This window comes from Paraburkholderia sp. UCT31, from assembly GCF_014397655.1.
Classification (GTDB): Bacteria; Pseudomonadota; Gammaproteobacteria; order Burkholderiales; family Burkholderiaceae; genus Paraburkholderia; species Paraburkholderia tuberum.
The window spans coordinates 203,700-221,701 of record NZ_VZQP01000009.1 but is presented as its reverse complement, the minus strand read 5'-3'; the positions used below and the strand labels follow the sequence as shown (position 1 = coordinate 221,701).

Here is an 18,002-nt window from a genome sequence, read left to right as displayed (position 1 = left end):
ATCGCTGCCGGACGCGTCGCCCGAACTGGGACGAAATCGTGCAGATCTACGATGGGCTGTTCGCCATTGTGGCGTCGCCGGTGGTGGTGGCGGCGGTTCGTTTCTAGCACCAACCGCGACCAGTCGGGCTAGCTCAGACGGCCATTATAACGGCGGTGCTTTGGGTACTGGAGCCTTAGGATATGTGGCAGCAGACACGGCAGGTTACGTCACTATCACACAAAACTAGACATTCTCCTCGAGTGGGCCGTCGGCGGCTCGTGACCCCTCGCCCAGCACGCCAAGTCGGGAGTGACTGACGTCGGCACTGCCTCGCGCGGCGGACGAAAAAGCGCCTGGGTCGAAACCCAGGCGCGATGGAATTACAGAAGAGCTTGAACCTCTTTGACGTACTCGGGAACGGCTTCGATGATGTGAAATTTCTCCGGGTGCATCAGCGGATACAGGCTGTGCGTGGCGATGATGACCTGCACGCGGGCTGTATCTACCTTCGCTATTTTGCCCCACATCACCGCCTCAGCCCTTGCGTCGAGCGACTGTTCCGGCTCGTCGAGAATCAGAACCGGCTTCGCATCGCCCGCCACGTTCCCGAACTCCCTTTTGAGAATTTCGGCCTGGTACTCGAAGTCACAGACGTAGCGACCACGTTCAAACTCGCACACCTCGCGGCCGTGGCGCCAGTTGATGTACTGATACCGGACGCCTGAGACGTCACCGTCAAGGACGTCGTTGAGCTTTTCGAGCAATGCCTGCGACTGTTGTCCGGCCGATTTGTGGCGAACTTTTTCTTCGTACGCGCGGGCCTGCTTGCTATAGCCGCACATCATGGCTGTGGTGACATCATTGTCGTTGCCCGGGATATGGTGCGGCCGGTAGTACATCGCCGGTCCTTTATCTGTGTCGCATGTCAGGCCGGGGAGGAATCGATAATCGTTGCTCCAGCGCGAACCGACCTGCTCCCAGAAGCCCCCGGCATCGACGCCCGTCGTGTAGTTTTCGTCGAACGAGCTGACACCACTGAAATACGTCAGCGTTTGCAACGATAAGGCGGTCAACAAGGCTGATTTGCCCGCGCCATTCGGACCAACAATGACGTTCGGCTTGTCTTCCGAAAAAGCCACTCCTTCTGCATGCGTCTGCATCAAAAGTGACGTTTCGAGGTACGGCACAGCCTTGAACCCTCTGGCAAATAAATGACGAATCATTCCGTTCCTTATAGGGTTATAGAAAATTGACCTGTCACGGGGTGTAGCGATTTTGGTGCGTGGCCGACTCGTGAGACACTGCGACCAGCAGGTTCCCTCCGTAACAGGCGCGAGCTTTCGCTAGACGGTGAAGGCCGGGTCCCCGACGCGGGGCCACCTTTTAGAGGACAAAAACCATGAAAGTCGTCGAAACACCGTTTTTGAAGGAGCCCAAGGGCGGCTTCGAGTTTCTGAAGAACTTTTCAATCGAGGAGTTCGTCGCTGTGACGCGGCGCCTGCGCGTCGGTTACACCGAGGGCATGTTGCTGGACACTGCGTACGGAAGTCACGCCGGCTCGATTCTGGTCAGCTTCTTCCAGCCCGTGTCCGTCGGCGTCAGCAAGAACGAGTGGCTGGAAATCGGGCCACCGGGCACGCCGTGCGTATATGAAATGCGTCTGGACGTCGACGATACCCAGCCGGGCGAATCGGGCAGCGTGCGCATCGAAGTGTCGCATGAGCGCGCTGGCCGTATCTTTGAGACGTGGGTTCGCGCCACACGCGCGGCCGCACTGCATCGGCACGACCTCGAACTGCTCGCTCGAGGTCAGGAAATGTATCAGCGTGTTTGATTGAAGCGCCGGTCTCCGACCGGCGTTTTTTCTTCAGCGCGTCGTTAAGCCAACCGCACGGCGTTGCGCTGTGTACCTCGCATCGCGCTATGCGTGCTCGTGTCGCTTAACGAACAGGGAGTACGCGGCCGGCACCACCAGCAGCGTCAGCAAGGTCGACGAGACCATGCCGCCGATAACCGCTATAGCCATTGGCTGGTTATTCTCCGCGCCGGCCCCGAACCCCAGTGCTGCCGGGAACAACGACAGGATGATGGTCAAGGAGGTCATCAGCACCGGGCGCAAACGCTCGGGGCAGGCCGAAACAAGCGCCTCGTTGACTGGCTTGCCCGTATCAAGCACCTGGTTCGTCCGGTCGACCAGTAGAATCGAATTTTTTGCCACGAGACCAGTCAGCAAAATCAGCCCGACCATCGAGTAGATGTTCAGGCCTTGCCCCGTGAGATAGAGGCTCGCGATACCGCCGATGACCGCAAGAGGCTGCGCCAGCATCACCAGGAAGGGCTGCGTGTAGCTGTTGAACTGCGAGCCGAGGACGAGGTACAGCATCACAAAGGCCATGCCGAAGACCATCGCAAGGTTCCCTCCCATCCGGCCCATTTCCTGCGACTGCCCGGAGTACTTGACGGTGTACCCTTCCCCCAGCTTTGCGGCCTCGGAGTTCACGTCGGCCATCGCTTCGCCAAGGCTGATGGTGGGGTTCGCGCTGAACGTCACGGCGTACTGTTGGTCGACTCGGGTAACAGATGCGGCCGCCCCCTCGACTTTCAGGTGAGCGACCTCACTCAAAGGCACGAAGTCGCCTTGGTCGGTTCGAATCTGAACGTCCTTCAACGCGTCTGGCGAGCCGAGGTGCAGACCTGCTGCGGTTTGCAAGGCGATATTGTACTGGTCCCCCGCCTCGTCGGAATACTGCCCGAGAATGACGCTGCCCGTCACACTCGCTGCCGCCAGTGCGACATCCTGCGCGCTCAGCCCAAGCCGGCCAATTCGCTCACGGTCGAGAACCACAGTGACCTCAGGCGTGGACAGATTCAGGTTGCTGGTTATCGTCTGCATACCCGGCCGCGCGCGAAGCGTGTTCAAGAAAGCCTCGGAGGTCGTGGCGAGTTCGTCAAAATTGTGGCCGAGCAGCGAGAATTGCAACGACGCGCCGCCGCCCCCGCCCATCGAACTTGCAGGCGTGACCGCCGCACGCACCCCGGGAATGGCGCTGAACTCTTTCTGGAAAAACGCCATCATCTGGTTTTGTGAGCGCGTGCCGATATCCTTATCCTGAAGGGTAATCGTCATCTTGATTTGGTCGACTTGGCCCGATGTGCCGCCGTCCTGAAATGTCGTCAAATAGTGATGTGTCTCAGGCTGCTCCTTTACCTCCGCCTCAATGCGGTCAGCGATATGCTCGACATCTACCTTCGAGAGGCCCGCCGGCAAATTGAACGTGGCGACCAGCCGACCCTCCTGTGAGTCCGGCATGAATCCCTTGGGTAGCTTGCCCACCGCGCCGGCCGCCGGCAAGAGCGTCGCTAACGCGAGCACGAGCGTCAGGATGCGGTGCCGCAACACTAAGCCGAGCATTGATACATAACGAGCTTCCATCGCCCGGAACAAGTTCTCAAGGCGCGCTGCCACCGGCCCATCCTTAGTGACCTTCATGTATCGGGACGTCAGCATTGGCGTGAGGGTCACCGCGACAAACCACGACACCAGCACGCCGACCGCGACGACAACCGCGAAGCTGCGAAAGAACCGGCCCGTGATGCCGGGAATGAATACAATCGGCACGAAAATGCAGACTAGCGTCAATGTTGCCGCCATGACGGCAAAGAACACCTCGCTCGACCCTTTTTCGGCGGCCTCTTTGATGGACATCTCCGGATGATGTTCAGCCCACTTGTAGACGTTCTCGAGCACCACAATCGAGTCGTCAACCACTACGCCGACGAGCAGCAAGAGACCTAGGAGCGTGAACGAATTGAGGCTGTATCCGCAGAAGTAGAGCGAGGCAACGGCACCCAGTAACGACACGGGAATCGCGGTCGAGATGACGGCCGTCGCGCGGAAGCTCTTCAGAAAGAGCCACACAATCAAGCCCGTGAGAACGGTTCCTTCAAGCAGGTGCTCCTTCAGCGCTGAGATAATCGCTCGAATTGGCTTGGCGTCGTCGGTCGCGATGGCGAGCTTGAGGTCGCTTGGCAGCGTCGCCTTGAGTTCCGAATCAAGGCGCCGGGTCACATTATCGACCACTTCGACCGTATTGCCGCCCGTCACCTTCACAATGCCCAGCGCAACCGTATTCGCGCCATTGAAACGCGCGAACTGCCGGGAATCGGTCGTGCCTTCTGTGACCGTCGCGATGTCCCCGATTCGAATTACTACACCGTTCTTCTCGGTGATAGCCATGTTCGCGATATCGGAGGGCTTGTAGGCCTGGAAGTCTAGCTTCAGCTCGAATTCTTTACCCGCCGAGTGAATCCGACCACCCGACTGGGCCAGATGGTTCCGCGTAAGTGCGGCCTGAACATCAGCTACGGTGAGCTTGTATGCGGCGAGCTTCTTGTCGTCGGCGAGGACGTTCATCTGCTTGGTCGGCGCGCCAACTAGCTGCACCTGACCCACGCCGCTCAAGGTCTGCAGGCGCTTTTGCAAGGCGGTCGCGATGTCGAAAAGCTCGAGCTGGCTACGCGGTCCCGAGAGCGACAACCACAGAACAGGCTGCGAAGAGGTGTCTAATTTTTGAATAACCGGGGCGTCGGCGTCCTTCGGCAAACTCCCGCGCGCCCTATTGACCTTTGTTTGCACATCGTTGAACGCTTCGTTCAAGTCCTTGTTGACATCGAACTGCATCGCGATGATAGACGTGCCCGTGGTCGACGTAGACGACAGAGTATCGGTGCCGGAGATGGTGTTCAGGCTCGATTCAAGCGGATTCGTCACCGTTTTCGCGATGGTATCGGGCGTCGCCCCGGCGAGCGTCGTCGAAATCGTGATAACGGGAATCTCGACGTCAGGATTGCGGTCCACCGCAATCCGGTTATAGGAGACAAGTCCGAAGAGGCCGATGCACAGGGAAAACGAGGCAGCAAGAACATGGCGATTGACCGCCAGCCGGGCGAGGTTCATTTCCGCACCTCTGACGTCTTCACCGGTGCGCCGTCGTTGACGAAAGCGGCACCGTCCGTAATCACGTCAGCGTCCGCCGACAGTTCATCCATGACTTGGACGAAGCCGCCTTCACGCGCGCCGATTTTGACTGGGACACGCTTCGCCTTCCCCGCCCTGACGACGAAAACGTAGCTCGCGCTCCCGACCGTTTGAACGGCCTTATCCGGTACCGCCGTCGAGCGGGTTGCCCGCAGCTCCACTTGAGCCGTCAAGCTATGTCCAGGAACCACCGCCGGCACGCCGGCCGGTGCTTGCACGGTGAACGTGAAATTGCGTGAGACGGGGTCAATCGCGGGCTCGACCGACTCGACCTTGCCGTGCATGGGTGCGCCGCCCGCGTCGACCGTAACGGGCAGTCCGGGCCGAACCACGCCAAGCAAGCTCTCGGGGGCCTTGTATTGAAGGAGCGCCGGGCGTTCGGACGCCAACGTAAAAAGCGTGTCGCCTTGGTGAGCGTACATGCCGGGCTGCGCCTTACGGTTGGTCAAGACACCTGAGAACGGTGCACGCACGTACGTGCGCTCTAACGTGACTCCTGCCTGGTCGGCGCTCGCGCGTGCGGCAACGACATCAGCCTCTGCGGCCTGTTCATCGGATAGGGCGGCCGTCAGCGTTTGCTGCGAAATCAGGTCCTCTTTCGCAAGGACAGCGTAGCGCGTCAGGTTTCGTTTCTTCTCCGCGAGGACCGCCGAGGCACGGGCGAGCGCACCTCGAGAATTTGCCCTCGCAAGAGTGGAGTCGGTCGGGTCGATTCGTGCGAGTAGGTCACCTTTTTTTACACGAGCCCCCGGCAGCGCGGTGACCGCCAGAATCTGGCCGGCGACCTGAGCAGCGATATCCGGCGAATCATAGGACACCACGTCACCCTCCACGGACCGCATCTCATGGAAGAGCATCTTTGAAGGGTGTACCGTCGCCACTGCCGTCGCCCCAACATTTTTCTCTGGCGGCGCTGCGGATTTTCCGCAACCTGCCAACAGCACAACAGCGGCTAGGGCCGCCACGGTGAGCGGCATAGTCCTGTTTCTTGTCATTGGTTCACCTTTTGATTACAGGGATTGAAGCGACAACTCGCCAAGCGCCCTAGCCAGAGCCAGCTTCGAGGTTTGAATCGACGCGTACGCCTGCGCCAGTTGCTGGCGCGCTTGTGCAAGTTGGCTTTGCGCATTGAGCAGGTCCGTCATGGTTCCCACTCCAGCCTTGTACTGCTTGAACGCCACCATCCCCTGTTCGGCCGCGCTGTCGCTGAATGCCTGTGCGGCGGCAAGCGACGCCTGAGCATTGAGGAGCGAGGCCCGCTGAGTAAAAACGTCGAGAGCCGCTGCACGCTGCGTGTTCGCCAGGTCCGCCTCGCTCGCCTGCTTGGTCGCGAGGGCCGATTCCTTGTCGTAGCGGCCAGCAAAGCCGCTGAAAAGCGGAATCTTGAGGGAGAGCAGTACCTCGCTCGAACGTGTACGGCCGGACCCCGGCACAAGGCTCGTGCCGGTTTGCGCAGTGACCGACAACGAAGGGAGATACTGGGCACGAGTCTGCGTGATGCGCGCCGCGTTCACCTCGACCAGCGCTTTCGCTTCCCGGATGTCCGGGCGCTGGTCGGCGGCTCGAGCGAGGAGGGCATCGAGCAATGCGGTATCGAGCGCCTGCCCCTTCACATCGGCCGGTGCGAGCTCTAAGGGCGCATCCATCGGCAAGCCAAGTTCGAGCTTCAGACTCGCTTCCTGAACGCGCAGAGCGGTTTGCGCATTAACAACGGCGAGCTGGTTTTGCGCGAGCGTCGTTTGAGCCTGGAGCACGTCCGAGCGTGCGACTACACCGACTTTGTACTTTGCCAGGGCGACCGTGAGTGCTTCCTGGGCCGCCGCTTGGGCTTGGACGGCCGCATCGAGTTGAAGCTTCAAGGAGCTGACGGCAAAGTACGACGATGCTGTGTTCAGAATGACCTGCTGATATTGCGCATCGCGGGCGTAGCGCTGGACCGCGAGCGACGCCTTGGTTTCGTCGAGCTTCGCACCGCGCGCGCCGAAATCGAACAGCACGTACGAAAGGGCCGCCGTCACGCTGTCATCGCGGCCTGAAGCGGACCCAAACTGGCTCGCTGTATCGGCTCGGCCAATGGTGCTTTGCACGCTTAGCGTCGGAAGATACGCGGCCGTCGCCACGCCCACCTGGGCCGATGCGGCGCGCTCAGCATAGAGGGCCGCCGCAAGGCCGGGGTCTTGGCACAACGCCCGGACCACTGCGTCGCTGACGCTCAACGCGGCCTTCGGGTCGCCTACGCCGCAGTCGAGTTGCGCCGGGGCGGAATGCATGACCTGAAATGGGTCCAGCAGTGAACCGGCGCGCGCCGCCTGGGAAAACGAAGAGACGGCTATGGCCGCGAACACGGCCAATTGCGCCGCACGAGCACTACGCCTGTTCATAACAAAACACCTGTCGTCTTTTTGGTCATGTTTCGTGTAGCGGCAAAATGAAGACCCAGGCCCCAAAAATGTTGCTACGCATTACGGCCGCCGCACCGAGTGCCATCCTGTTACTGCAGCCCCGAGCTGGCCAGAACAGCGCGGGGAGAAAAGAAAAACGCTCACAGAGTGAGCGCTGGAACCGTCTTCCTGGTCACGTTTCGCATAGAGTACGTATGATTGTCAGGACAACCAAATTGTTACAATGCTCGCCGGACAGAAGGAACTCCCACCCCCGAACTGCTGAGCATGCTCAACACAAAGAAAAAGCGGCGCAAGCGCCGCTTCAATCAAACCGTACCGCCCTGCTCTTGTTACGCGATTGCGCGATGCCTGTCGGCTTCCGCAAATACCTGGTTGAACTCCCCGGCTATCGAATTCCAGTCGATTTGATATCGATAGTGGTCGTAACGCGGAAAGCCCTCCGGGAATTTCGCCCAGTCATCAATCTGGATTGCGTTCCTGTAAAAGTAGCTCTTGATTCGCGCGGGGTTGATGGAGCCGCCAGCACGCCGGAACGCGCGCATTGCCTCGTAGTGGATGTGTGAATTACGCAGGTAAAGATGCGCAATGAACGTAGCCGCATTCGTCCAGCCCTCAATCCGATGGTCCATCTTTGCAAAACGCGCGTCGTAGATTTCACGCTTGCTCAGCACGTAGTCACGCCGGGGCATGACCGTACCATCCCCAACCGTCAGCACCTCGAGCGAACGCAACGGCGCGACCAGCAGACTGTCGCTCACGTAGCAGTCGGTCGCCGGCTGTACGAGCCGCACCAATTGCTCCTGATAAAAGCCACGGTCCCGGTCCGGTTGCGCGGGCAACAGGGTGACCGCCTCACGACCGACGTGTGCCTCCGTGCGCAGCCTCAGGTAGTCGCACTGAACAATACGCACGCGCGAGCCTACAGGGATGGCAACGCTTTCTGAAAAGCCCATTCCCCGGTATTCGCGACCCAGCACGTCTTTCTGACCTTGAAATTTTTCCATTTCTAAACTCCGAGTTGACCTGCGACGTATAGTGAAAAACATCAGTCGCAATGTAAACTCCAGCACCGCCTGTCTAAACAACTGCTTATCCTTTACAATAACAACCTGGCCGCTGGCCGGTCCTACGGATTACCCAAGTCAAAACTCATGCGCAAGTTTAACATCGCGGGTCCCAAAATGGGGCCCGGCCCGGCAGTGTTCGCCTGTCGTCAACGGGAGGGCGGCCGTGGGTGATGCACTCGTCCGACAGATTGGTCGGCTCGCCCCGGACACCTCGCTTCTCGTCCGTGCCCTCGGAGCACGTTTCGAACTCAATTCTTTTGAGAACGGCGTCGAGCCGCCCACAGCGTTCGTCGGGTTTTTACGTGAGGCCGGCTACGAGATTGATAACAGGGAACCCTGCCTTCTGTTCGCCAGCCTGCACGGCGTCGGGATGCACACAGACGAGCAGCTCACAGCGCTCTGGACGCTCGCAGCTCCCGTATCCGACGACGGCAACATCGAACTGGTAGTCGGCGGCGAATACCAGCGCCTTCGGGCCGGAGAAGTCCTATTGTTCGACGCTAGCAAGCCCCACGGGGCCATCGCAGGCGTCCCCGGCCTGTGGTGCGTCTTGTCCGTCTATGTCAAGCCCGTGGAGAAATGAAATGGATATCAGCACTCTCTTCATCGCCGAAGGCGAAGTACGCATCGTTAATGTGGGCTACGAACGCGAGACCGTCGACACCCGGCGGTTTTTCCATCTGGTCACTGCTGACGACGCGCGTGACGCCGAGCGCAAGGTCCGAGACCATTACCAACGAAAGTCCGAACAGTCTTGCGGCGGCTCGCCTTACGGTACGCGCTATAGGCTCCTGGACGTGAATGTGTGGGAAAGCCTCCCTTCTCATGACGTCGTTATCGACTGATGCGTGCAATACAGGGGTAGGCGCGCCGGCGCGAGCCGCTACACTGCCTTTGGCTTACGACAAGAACAATGACAACCTCAAACCCGATTTCGGTGGCTCGCGTGGCTCGCTTTCACGTCACCATCCTCTCGAATTTCGCGCGCGCGTTCGATAAATACGCGCTGAGTTACTCCAAAGCAGCGATACCTGAGAGCACGTATCCCGACCAGTTTTTCCTGCTTGAACGCGAAGACCTCGCACCAGGCATTGCCAAAGCGACTGCGCTACTCGCGCGCAGAAACAATCCGCACGACCGCCTGCTGGTGCTCGAGACCAGCGTGGCGCCGAATGCCCTGCATTCGAATCAGCGCACGGGCATTGGGCAGTATGTCGCGCAGCACACCATCACCCTCGCCGGCCTCCATTACGTCGGTCCGGCGGGAGAGCTGGTGCCGGTAAGTGTCGAGGAAGCTTACGCGGCCTCCCTTTCGCTTCTGGAAGGGGAACTGCAGCCTTATAGCGCTCTTCGACCGCGTACCTTCTCGGTTCTCCCGATTGCGCAGGCCTGTCAGGCGCGCTGTCGCTTCTGCTTCTCCGAAGCGTCGGTGTCGGCGGAGCAACGACCAACTATGCCCAACTTTGAGCATATTGCCGCCTGGGCGGCGCGTGCGCGTGCCGCTGGCGCCGAGCGGTTCGTCATTACCGGCGGTGGCGAGCCAGGCGTGCTCCCGCACGAACATCTGGTCCGGCTGATGGCGATTGGCAGCGAGCATTTCCGAAAGGTCGTGTTGATTACCAACGGAATCCACCTGTGGAAGGAAACCGGCGCGGTGCGGCGCTGGATGCTTGACGACTACCGCGCAGCGGGGCTGTCAGTGCTTTCGGTGTCAAGCCATCACCACGACCGCAAGACGAACCACGACATCATGGGGGCCGACACGAACACGTGGGCTGTGCTCGATTCCCTGCGGGCGTCGGATTATCCTTCGGCGAGCCTCACCGCGCGACTGATTTGTGTCCTTCAGAAAGGTGGCATCGATAGCCCCTCGTCGCTCGAGGCCTACGTCGACTGGGCGTCCGAACAGGGCGTCGAGGCGCTCTGCTTCAAGGAACTCTATGTCTCGTCGACGCTGGAGTCCGCGTATCACCCGAACGCGACGAACCAGTGGTCGCGAGAGCATCAGGTGTCTCTCAGCCTGGTCACCACGTACTTCGAGGCACTCGGCTTTACCGTAGCGAAGCGCCTGCCCTGGGGCGCACCAATCTATGTCGGACAGTGGAAAGGCCGGCCGCTGGCGGTCGCCGCCTACACCGAACCGACCGTTTTCTGGGAGCGGCACACCGGCGTCGCCCGCAGCTGGAACCTGATGGCTGACGGCCGTTGCCTTGTCTCGCTCGAGGACCCGCGAAGCGACGTCGACGGCAATGCCGGACAGACCTCACCCGTTACTTTTTTCGCCCGATAGGCCCAACGATGGATATCAAGCAGTTCGCCGAACATCGGCAGCACGTTCTCGAAACGCAGGCGGACACCGTCCTGGACCTGTCAGAGACACGTTTCGCAAGCGTTCTCGCGCCCGTGCGCCCATCGTTTATCCCCGACGCGATTCCGGGTCGCGCACACCGCTGTCATCTCGCAGAGGACTGGCTGAGTCTCTTCGGATTGCCCGCGCAGTGGAAGCCTCGCGCGCTGGTTTCGTCCGGTGTTCGCCATAGCCTCGCGACGCTCTTCGCAGTCTGGCATGCTGAGCAAAAAATCGTCGCCCTGCCCACTGACATCTATCCGGTCTATGGCGCACTCGCGGCCGCCGCACAGTTGCGTTCGGTTTCGTTTTCGACGGTTCCGCAATTGGCCGATTTGCCTGAGGCTGACATCCTGCTCATCGCTGAACCGGTCAAGCCGCGCGGGTCGGGCTTGTCGGAACAGGAGTGCGAGCAACTGATGCAATGGCTCACCGCGCGGCCGGCCCGGCGTATCGTTCTCGATGCCGTCTATGCCTTCGGTGCGCGCTTTTCGGCGGTCACGGAACGGCTGTACGGGACCGGCCAATGTATCGTCCTCCACTCGCTTGCGAAGAACTGGGCTGCGCCCGAAGTGTTCGGTGTCGCGCTCGTTCCGCACGACGATGTCGACCGCCTCACGCCGGCCTTCCGCGCGCTGCCCGCCGAGCAGGAAGAGCTCAAGCTCGCGCAATATTTCATGCAGCGTTGCGCCGACTTTCCACAGCAATTGGCGTCAGCGCTGGAGCGCAGCGAGAAAGAGTTGAACTTCGCTCTGGCTGAACGCGGCATCTATGCTTTCGCGCCGTTGACTCCCGTGCCGCGCTATCTGCGCGTCGTGCCCGCGCCCCATCAGCAACTTCTCGAGCGCTACGGAGTACTCGCGCTGCCCTTGTCTGTCTTTGGCTCCGAGGATACACCCTACTCGGTGGTGTCATCGCTGCGCTACCTGTCGTTGCCGACCTGACAGAAGGGCGCGGTCAGGTCTGCTTAGCAGGCTCGACCTCAGGCAGCCTGTAGCGAGGCCGGCTCGGGGCGAGCTATACCCGCTCACGCAGGGTCGACAGCGGCAGTTTTTTAAGGATTGTGCTTCAGTCAGAGCTATCCCTGTTCACGCAGGGTCCACAACCCGTCTTTTGTAAAGTCAGGGTGACCGGCCGAGCTATCCCTGCTCGCGCAGGGTCGACCCCTCGCCCCTGTACCGTGTTTGCGTCTTCACCGAGCTATCCCTGCTCACGCAGGGTCGACAGGTCATGCATGCGCAATCCCGGCAGATTGGCCGAGCTATCCCTGCTCACGCAGGGTCGACCGCTTGTTTGTTCGAACCCAGTTGTTGAGGAACGAGCTATCCCTGCTCCCGCAGGGTCGACGTACTTGGGCAGGCAGTAGGGGGCACTATCGGCGAGCTATCCCTGCTCCCGCAGGGTCGACCTACCTAACGCAAAGCCACACCCAGCTGCATCCCGAGCTATCCCTGCTCCCGCAGGGTCGACTCTTTCACTAAGCCCTTGAAAATACGGCCGCTTTCAGCCGCCCTTGATTCTACCGAAAATTCTACCGGAAGCAATGACGCCCGTCGCCTGGGGAACGCCGATTTGGCGCACTCGCTATGACCGCGCAGCGCGGGGCAATCGCGCGGAGCACAGCCGGGCGGGCGTATTGTGCCTGCCGCCATCTATTTTGGGGTTGAGGGTCCGCAGCCTTTTCTTGCTACCCAGCCAGTTAGCAGTTGTAAAGCCGACGTCCGATGCCCTATACTTTGTAAAGTCTTTCGCCGACGTCCTTTGCGTTGTAAAGGATGCGAAAAATCACCAATAACTCCCGAGCCGGTCTTTGAACCTACTTTTTGACAAGTGGCTCCCCGTCGAAGCACCCGAGGGGGAAGTGACAACGATTGCTCCGGTCGACCTGCCGGGTTCACCGTTTCTTCGGGTCGCGCACGCTCGAGCTGACTATTCGGCCCTCGCCACCGAGCTTTTGATTGACATTTTTCAAACGCTCTGTGCGCCAGCGTCGCGGCTGCAATGCTCGGAGTATGTGTCGCAGAAAAAGCAGCCCACCCCTGACCAGTTCGAGGGGTTGCGCGCCGCTTTTGAGCTTGTCGGTGACGGCCCCCGCTTCATGCAAGTGGCTCCGTTCGAAACGAAGTCGGCATCGCCTGCCTCCGCCTTGTTTTTTGAGGCCCCCGGCGCAAATACGGTGAAGCTGAACAAAGACCTCTTCGTGTCCCGAGACGCCGTGTCCTCCCTCTGCTTGCAATGTACTCCAGTAGCACTGTATCAAGTACAAAGCCATGCACGGATGGGTGGCCAAGGCTATTGTGTCGGCCCCCGCGCACTCAGTGCGCTAGCCGCTATCATCGAGGGAGCGACTCTATGGGAAACGGTCTGCCTAAATCTGTTACCTGTGGGCTGGTTTGACTCGCAAACGGGCCTAGAGGGCGAGAATGCGCCGTCGATTCTCGACTCGTTTCCGTGGACGAATCCGAAGGTCAGCCTCCGCGAGAAAGTGGAGAAACCCTTAGGGGAGTTCGGGCGCTTTGGGGTCCTTTGGTGGACGCCCCTCGCCTTGCATCTTCACGTCACCGACAATCGAGATGGGAAAGTTTGCAGCGGTTGCGGGGAGATTCATCCAGAACACATTGAATCGCTGTCTTGGAAGGCGACGGCAAGCAAGTTAGCCGGCGCTATTAAGCACCCCCGAACCGGGTGGAGGCCTGACGCGAACAAGGGAGTAGGTCGCGCTATCGAAGTGCCGAATGACGGCTTCAGTTTCGAACATTGGCAAGCCTTGACCATTGGCGCGAGACTTGAAGATAGCCTACCTGCGTGGGGGCAGTTGAACTGGCATCAGGCCGAGAAAGTACGCTTGCGCGCCTTTGGCTTTGCGATGAACCAAAATTCGCCGGTGGCGTGGTTTGATGAAGTTACACCGATTTTGGTACCGCACGACCCCGCTAACCGCGACGCTCTAAAAACCAGTGCGGGAGAACTAGTCACGGCCGCGCAAAAAGCTGTTGCAGCACTTAAAGCGTCCCTGTTCCGAGACCCCAAAAAGGGAATTGACAACCCTGAGCTTCCGCTCGTGACCAGCCCAACCCAAGCAGGGCAGATGCTGTGGGACGAATTGGGCCGAGCCATTACAACTATCCTTCGGTCGATTACGGATACGCCAATTACGATTGATGCGGCGACGGACTTCAGGAGAAGCGCCTGCGCGTCCGCCCTAAAAATCTTTGACCGAGTGACCGTCGATTACGGCGACAACGCACAGGTGTCCCGTGGAGTGCTTTCGCGCCGGGTGAATCTATCCAAAAAATTGAATCCAAAGAAATGACTAATCTCTCAGTTCAACGAACTTCGCCGCGCGCTGAGAACACCGTGGTGGGCAAAGTAAGCGCTTTACGCCAAAGCCAGGACCCCAGCTTTTTCCGGTTGAGGCGTGGCACATCCCTGTTAGACGCAATGTTAGAGCCGGCTTTTCACCAAATAAAGGAAGAGCTGAAGGCAAACCAGTCCCCGGTGAAAGACGAACTGCTCGCGCTTGCAGTCCTGTTGCTCGCAAGGCTGGACGAAAAACCCAGTAACACGCGCCTTGCCCGGGCACTGGCAAGCTCGACTTCCCCTTACTCGGCGCAGCGGTTCAGTACGCTGATTCGTTGTGAGGAGCCGGAGGAGCTATTCACTCACCTGCAGCGGGCGGTGCGCTATTGCGACAATAGGGTGTGCCCTTTCGATTTGGCTCGAATCGTCTTCGGTTGGAGAGAAAGCCAGTTGCCGTACACCCGAAAAAGGCTGATTTCTGAGTTTTACGGGCTTACGCAGGAGGCTGCGGCCTAGAACAAAGAAATCGTTAGTTTTTCCAATCGTTTGGATAACCTCTGTCGAGGCCAGAAGGCCTTGCCTTTAATCTTACTGGAATATTTCTCGTGGCTAAATCGCGTTTCCTCCAGCTGCATTTCCTGACCGCATTCAGTGCGAACAATCTGAACCGGGATGACCTTTCGCGTCCGAAAAGCTTCGTTTTCGGTGCCACGCCGCGCCTGCGCATCTCGTCGCAATCCATCAAGCGCGCGTGGAGAATCAGCGATGCCGTTCACGAAGCCCTAGCCGGAGAGGTAGGCGTTCGTAGTCGCGAAATGTGGTTTCAATTGGGGGCCGAGTTAGTAAAGGCGGGACACTCTACGGAAAACGTACTTGCGCATATTGCGCCGGTCCGCGAAGCTTTTGAGGGTGCCCGCAAAGAAACCGGTGAAGAAAATGGTAGCGAAGACCCTGCCGACGCAGCGAAAGGCAAAAAAGTCGGCAAGAAGAAACCATCTGGCGGACTCGATGCGCTCAAGGGCGATTTGTTTTATTTCAGCAAATCGGAACGAGAGTTTATCCGTTCAGTCGTTATCGACAGCCTGACCCAAGTCGGGACGCCAGCCAAAGCGGAAGACGTCGCGGAGAAAATCAAGGCACTGCCAGCCAGCGGCGATGTAGCCATGTTTGGGCGAATGGTTGCTTCGAACGGCGCGCTGGCTATTGAGGGCGCCGTTCAAGTCGCGCACCCGTTCACCGTTAATAAATCCGTAGTTGACGATGATTTCTTTGTCGCTGTGGACGATTTGAATGAGGTCGGGTCGGGTCACATGGGGTCCAATGGTTTTGGCTCCGGCCTCTACTATGGCTATGTGAACGTCGACCTAGCGCTTCTGCTGAGCAACTTGAGCGGCGACGTCGAGAAAGCCCGGAAGTTGCTCGTTGCCTTGGCGGAAGTTATCGCTACGGTCGCGCCCGGTGGCAAGCAGAATTCGTTCGCTGCCCGCTCCTACGCCTCGTTTTTGATGGCCGAACACGGGAATGCTCAGCCCCGGTCCTTCGCCGATGCGTTTCTGACACCGGTGAACAAAGAGCCGATGACCGAAACAGCCATTTCGGCGCTGCTCACCGCGCGCGATAGCGTTGAAAGCGCGTTCCCCCGTCAGGCAACCAAAGCCACGATGGTAGACCGAGTCCGTCAGCAAGGTTCTTTTGCGGACGTCGAAGCGCTTATTTGCGACGCTCTTGGCGTCTGAGTCCTCAGCATGTTTCTCATCTTTCAGCTAAAAGCACCGCTGTCATCGTTTGGCAGCAGCGTGGGCGAGATGCGCTTGTCGGACAAGCAGCCCCGTAAATCGGCCGTAACTGGCTTGCTAGCCGCAGCGCTGGGCATTCGTAGGGAGCAAACGGAGGCGTTTCAGCGACTCGCCAGTTCGCTGCACATGGCAGTCTGCGTTCTCAAAGAGCCCCTGAAGCTGCTGGACTTTCATACCGTCCAGTCTCCGGTGAACCGCGAAGCCGATTCTCGAGCGGAGCAGATTGCCGAGCTAGAAGTTAAACAGCGGTCCAAGGGTGGTTATTCCGGGACCATTGTGACGCGTAGAGAATACCTTCAGGACGGTCATTGGCTAGTTGCGGTCCCGGGTGATGCGTCAACCCTCCACGATTTAGCCGAAGCCCTGTCCTTCCCGGCGTTCACGCTTTACCTCGGGCGGAAGTCCTGCGCTCTATCCGCGTACACAGCCCCCCTGTTGATTGACACAGAGTTCGCGGAGGACGCCCTTCGGCAATGGGCGCAGCGAACGGGGGCAACGCTGCCCCGGGAGGCGGCGCTCTACTGGGATGGCCGTGTCGCTTGCAAGGCATCTCCTCTAGCAAAAATTCGAAAAAGCGACGTTCGGACTCGGCTTACGCATAACCACTTTGACCTCCGAGACGTTTTTGAAGGCACCGCATTATTCGAGGACGTCCCATGCACATCACTCAACTGAGGTTGGCGAAGTCAGCCGAGGCCGCATCGAGCATCGCACAGTTCTTATCCAGCAAGTACGGCGAGCATCAGCTGCTGTGGGAACTGGCCGGGCGCTCGCAGAGCGCCACCCGCGATTTCCTTTATCGGGCGGACTTAACCGACGCCGGCCTTGAGCTCCTGGTTCTATCAAAACAGCCGCTCAACGCCGTGCGGGCGCCCTGGACAGCCAAGGTCAAGCCATATCAGCCGGATTTCCGAGAAGGCCAGTTGCTGAACTTCAAGTTGCGCGCGGCGGTAACGGTGGACAAGGCTCAGGAAGGAAAACGCAGCCAGCGCAAAGATTTGGTGATGGAAAAATATCGCGAGTTCGAAGGCCGGGTTCCAGTGCAGCAAGTAGCCCAAATGGCCGCGTCGCAATGGCTATCGGCCCGAAGCGAGAATGCGGGGTTTCGCTTGGTCGACTCCGCCGCAAGCAACTACCACTGCGTCACAATTAGGGAAAAAGAACAACCGTTCAAAGTCCCTGTTCTGGACATGGAAGGAACACTCGAGGTCACCAATCCCGAGTCGTTCCTCGCGAGACACCTTGCAGGCTTTGGCAAGACGCGCTTCGCTGGCATGGGCTTAATGCTTGTTAGGCCTGTCAGGTGACAGATTCCATGCCTCCCCAGTCGGAGGCTATTTCTGCTTAAGGCAACAGGCGCCGGCCGACTCGAGGCCTGTGCGGTGTCTGGAACTATCCACGCTACGACGCCTACGCCTTCAGCGCTTCGTTCGAGCAATACCTGCTCATGCAAGTCCGCCCTGCTCACGCAGGGCGGACGTAAAGCTCGGGCGCCACGGCGTCTTTGACCCTCCGGGCCGCTATCCCTGCTCATGCAGGGCGAACGACTACTTGACGAGGTGCGCGCACGTGTTCCCCGAGCTATCCCTGCTCACGCAGGGCGGACCCGAAACCCGAAGGCCCGCTTTTGGCGGCTTACGGGCTATCCCTGCTCACGCAGGGCGGACTGAAAAGACCTCATCCCCTGCGGCTTCGTTATCGAGCTATCCCTGCTCACGCAGGGCGGACTCGAGCTGGGCACGGTGCGCGGCCAGCGTCTGCGAGCTATCCCTGCTCACGCAGGGCGGACGGATTTCCGATTCACTGAATTCATCTATTGCCCGAGCTATCCCTGCTCACGCAGGGCGGACCTGACGCCGGGCATGTGGTGGTTTATGGACTACGAGCTATCCCTGCTCACGCAGGGCGGACGCGCGGGTCATCCTGAATATAGGGCTGCACGCCGAGCTATCCCTGCTCACGCAGGGCGGACAATATCTCGCCGACTATTCGCGGGATTGCGGACGAGCTATCCCTGCTCACGCAGGGCGGACTTCCGCGACGCCCACGGCGCGGGACCGCATTGCG

General features: G+C 59.5%; 15 protein-coding genes and 1 CRISPR repeat array. Of the genes, 10 read left to right on the top strand and 5 right to left on the bottom strand.

What is annotated here, in order from left to right:
* Nucleotides 1-362 precede the first annotated feature (362 nt).
* On the bottom strand, nt 363-1,205 hold the full coding sequence (locus F6X40_RS10345) for a hypothetical protein (protein ID WP_187627729.1): 843 nt from the start codon (nt 1,203-1,205) through the stop codon (nt 363-365).
* A 176-nt stretch (nt 1,206-1,381) separates the two neighbouring features.
* Here F6X40_RS10345 and F6X40_RS10340 point away from each other — a divergent pair, with 176 nt between their 5' ends.
* Nucleotides 1,382-1,816 (top strand): hypothetical protein, encoded by a 435-nt coding sequence (locus F6X40_RS10340; RefSeq protein ID WP_187627728.1) that lies wholly within the window; start codon nt 1,382-1,384, stop codon nt 1,814-1,816.
* An 87-nt stretch (nt 1,817-1,903) separates the two neighbouring features.
* Here F6X40_RS10340 and F6X40_RS10335 read toward each other — a convergent pair whose 3' ends face one another.
* The 4 genes from F6X40_RS10335 to F6X40_RS10320 form a co-directional block, all read right to left on the bottom strand.
* Nucleotides 1,904-4,939, bottom strand: a complete 3,036-nt coding sequence (locus tag F6X40_RS10335) for an efflux RND transporter permease subunit (protein WP_187627727.1) — start codon at nt 4,937-4,939, stop codon at nt 1,904-1,906.
* The gene (locus F6X40_RS10330; RefSeq protein ID WP_187627726.1) at nt 4,936-5,997 is read right to left on the bottom strand and encodes an efflux RND transporter periplasmic adaptor subunit; all 1,062 of its coding nucleotides are present in this window, start codon (nt 5,995-5,997) and stop codon (nt 4,936-4,938) included. Before F6X40_RS10330 ends, F6X40_RS10335 begins: the two co-directional genes overlap by 4 nt.
* A 33-nt stretch (nt 5,998-6,030) precedes the next feature.
* Nucleotides 6,031-7,365: a TolC family protein gene (locus tag F6X40_RS10325; RefSeq protein WP_316251803.1), complete on the bottom strand. Its 1,335-nt coding sequence runs from the start codon at nt 7,363-7,365 to the stop codon at nt 6,031-6,033.
* A gap of 389 nt (nt 7,366-7,754) precedes the next feature.
* Nucleotides 7,755-8,510, bottom strand: coding sequence for a hypothetical protein (locus F6X40_RS10320; RefSeq protein ID WP_187627724.1), 756 nt, complete (start codon nt 8,508-8,510; stop codon nt 7,755-7,757).
* Nucleotides 8,511-8,655: 145 nt separating this feature from the next.
* On the opposite strand from F6X40_RS10320, the gene F6X40_RS10315 reads away from it, so the two are divergent.
* The 9 genes from F6X40_RS10315 (at nt 8,656) to cas6e (ending at nt 17,242) form a co-directional block, all read left to right on the top strand.
* Nucleotides 8,656-9,075 carry a hypothetical protein gene (locus tag F6X40_RS10315; RefSeq protein WP_187627723.1) on the top strand — a complete coding sequence of 140 codons (420 nt, stop codon included), beginning with the start codon at nt 8,656-8,658 and terminating at the stop codon, nt 9,073-9,075.
* Nucleotide 9,076: 1 nt separating this feature from the next.
* Entirely contained in the window at nt 9,077-9,337 is a 261-nt protein-coding gene (locus F6X40_RS10310; protein ID WP_187627722.1) for a hypothetical protein, read from the top strand.
* A gap of 68 nt (nt 9,338-9,405) precedes the next feature.
* Nucleotides 9,406-10,782: a radical SAM protein gene (locus tag F6X40_RS10305; protein ID WP_187627721.1), complete on the top strand. Its 1,377-nt coding sequence runs from the start codon at nt 9,406-9,408 to the stop codon at nt 10,780-10,782.
* An 8-nt stretch (nt 10,783-10,790) separates the two neighbouring features.
* Complete coding sequence (locus tag F6X40_RS10300) at nt 10,791-11,783, top strand: aminotransferase class I/II-fold pyridoxal phosphate-dependent enzyme (protein WP_187627720.1); 993 nt, start codon at nt 10,791-10,793, stop codon at nt 11,781-11,783.
* Nucleotides 11,784-11,852: 69 nt separating this feature from the next.
* Nucleotides 11,853-12,309: direct repeats of the CRISPR family, unit length 29 nt; unit sequence CGAGCTATCCCTGCTCCCGCAGGGTCGAC.
* Between the two features lie 340 nt (nt 12,310-12,649).
* A complete protein-coding gene (gene casA / locus F6X40_RS10295) occupies nt 12,650-14,152 on the top strand; it encodes a type I-E CRISPR-associated protein Cse1/CasA (RefSeq protein ID WP_187627719.1) in 1,503 nt (500 codons plus the stop codon).
* Complete coding sequence (gene casB / locus F6X40_RS10290; RefSeq protein ID WP_187627718.1) at nt 14,149-14,655, top strand: type I-E CRISPR-associated protein Cse2/CasB; 507 nt, start codon at nt 14,149-14,151, stop codon at nt 14,653-14,655. Before casA ends, casB begins: the two co-directional genes overlap by 4 nt.
* 89 nt (nt 14,656-14,744) lie before the next feature.
* A complete protein-coding gene (gene cas7e / locus F6X40_RS10285) occupies nt 14,745-15,875 on the top strand; it encodes a type I-E CRISPR-associated protein Cas7/Cse4/CasC (RefSeq protein ID WP_187627717.1) in 1,131 nt (376 codons plus the stop codon).
* A 9-nt stretch (nt 15,876-15,884) separates the two neighbouring features.
* Nucleotides 15,885-16,610, top strand: a complete 726-nt coding sequence (gene cas5e / locus F6X40_RS10280; protein WP_187627716.1) for a type I-E CRISPR-associated protein Cas5/CasD — start codon at nt 15,885-15,887, stop codon at nt 16,608-16,610.
* Complete coding sequence (gene cas6e / locus F6X40_RS10275) at nt 16,592-17,242, top strand: type I-E CRISPR-associated protein Cas6/Cse3/CasE (protein ID WP_187627715.1); 651 nt, start codon at nt 16,592-16,594, stop codon at nt 17,240-17,242. Before cas5e ends, cas6e begins: the two co-directional genes overlap by 19 nt.
* The last annotated feature ends 760 nt before the right edge of the window (nt 17,243-18,002 follow it).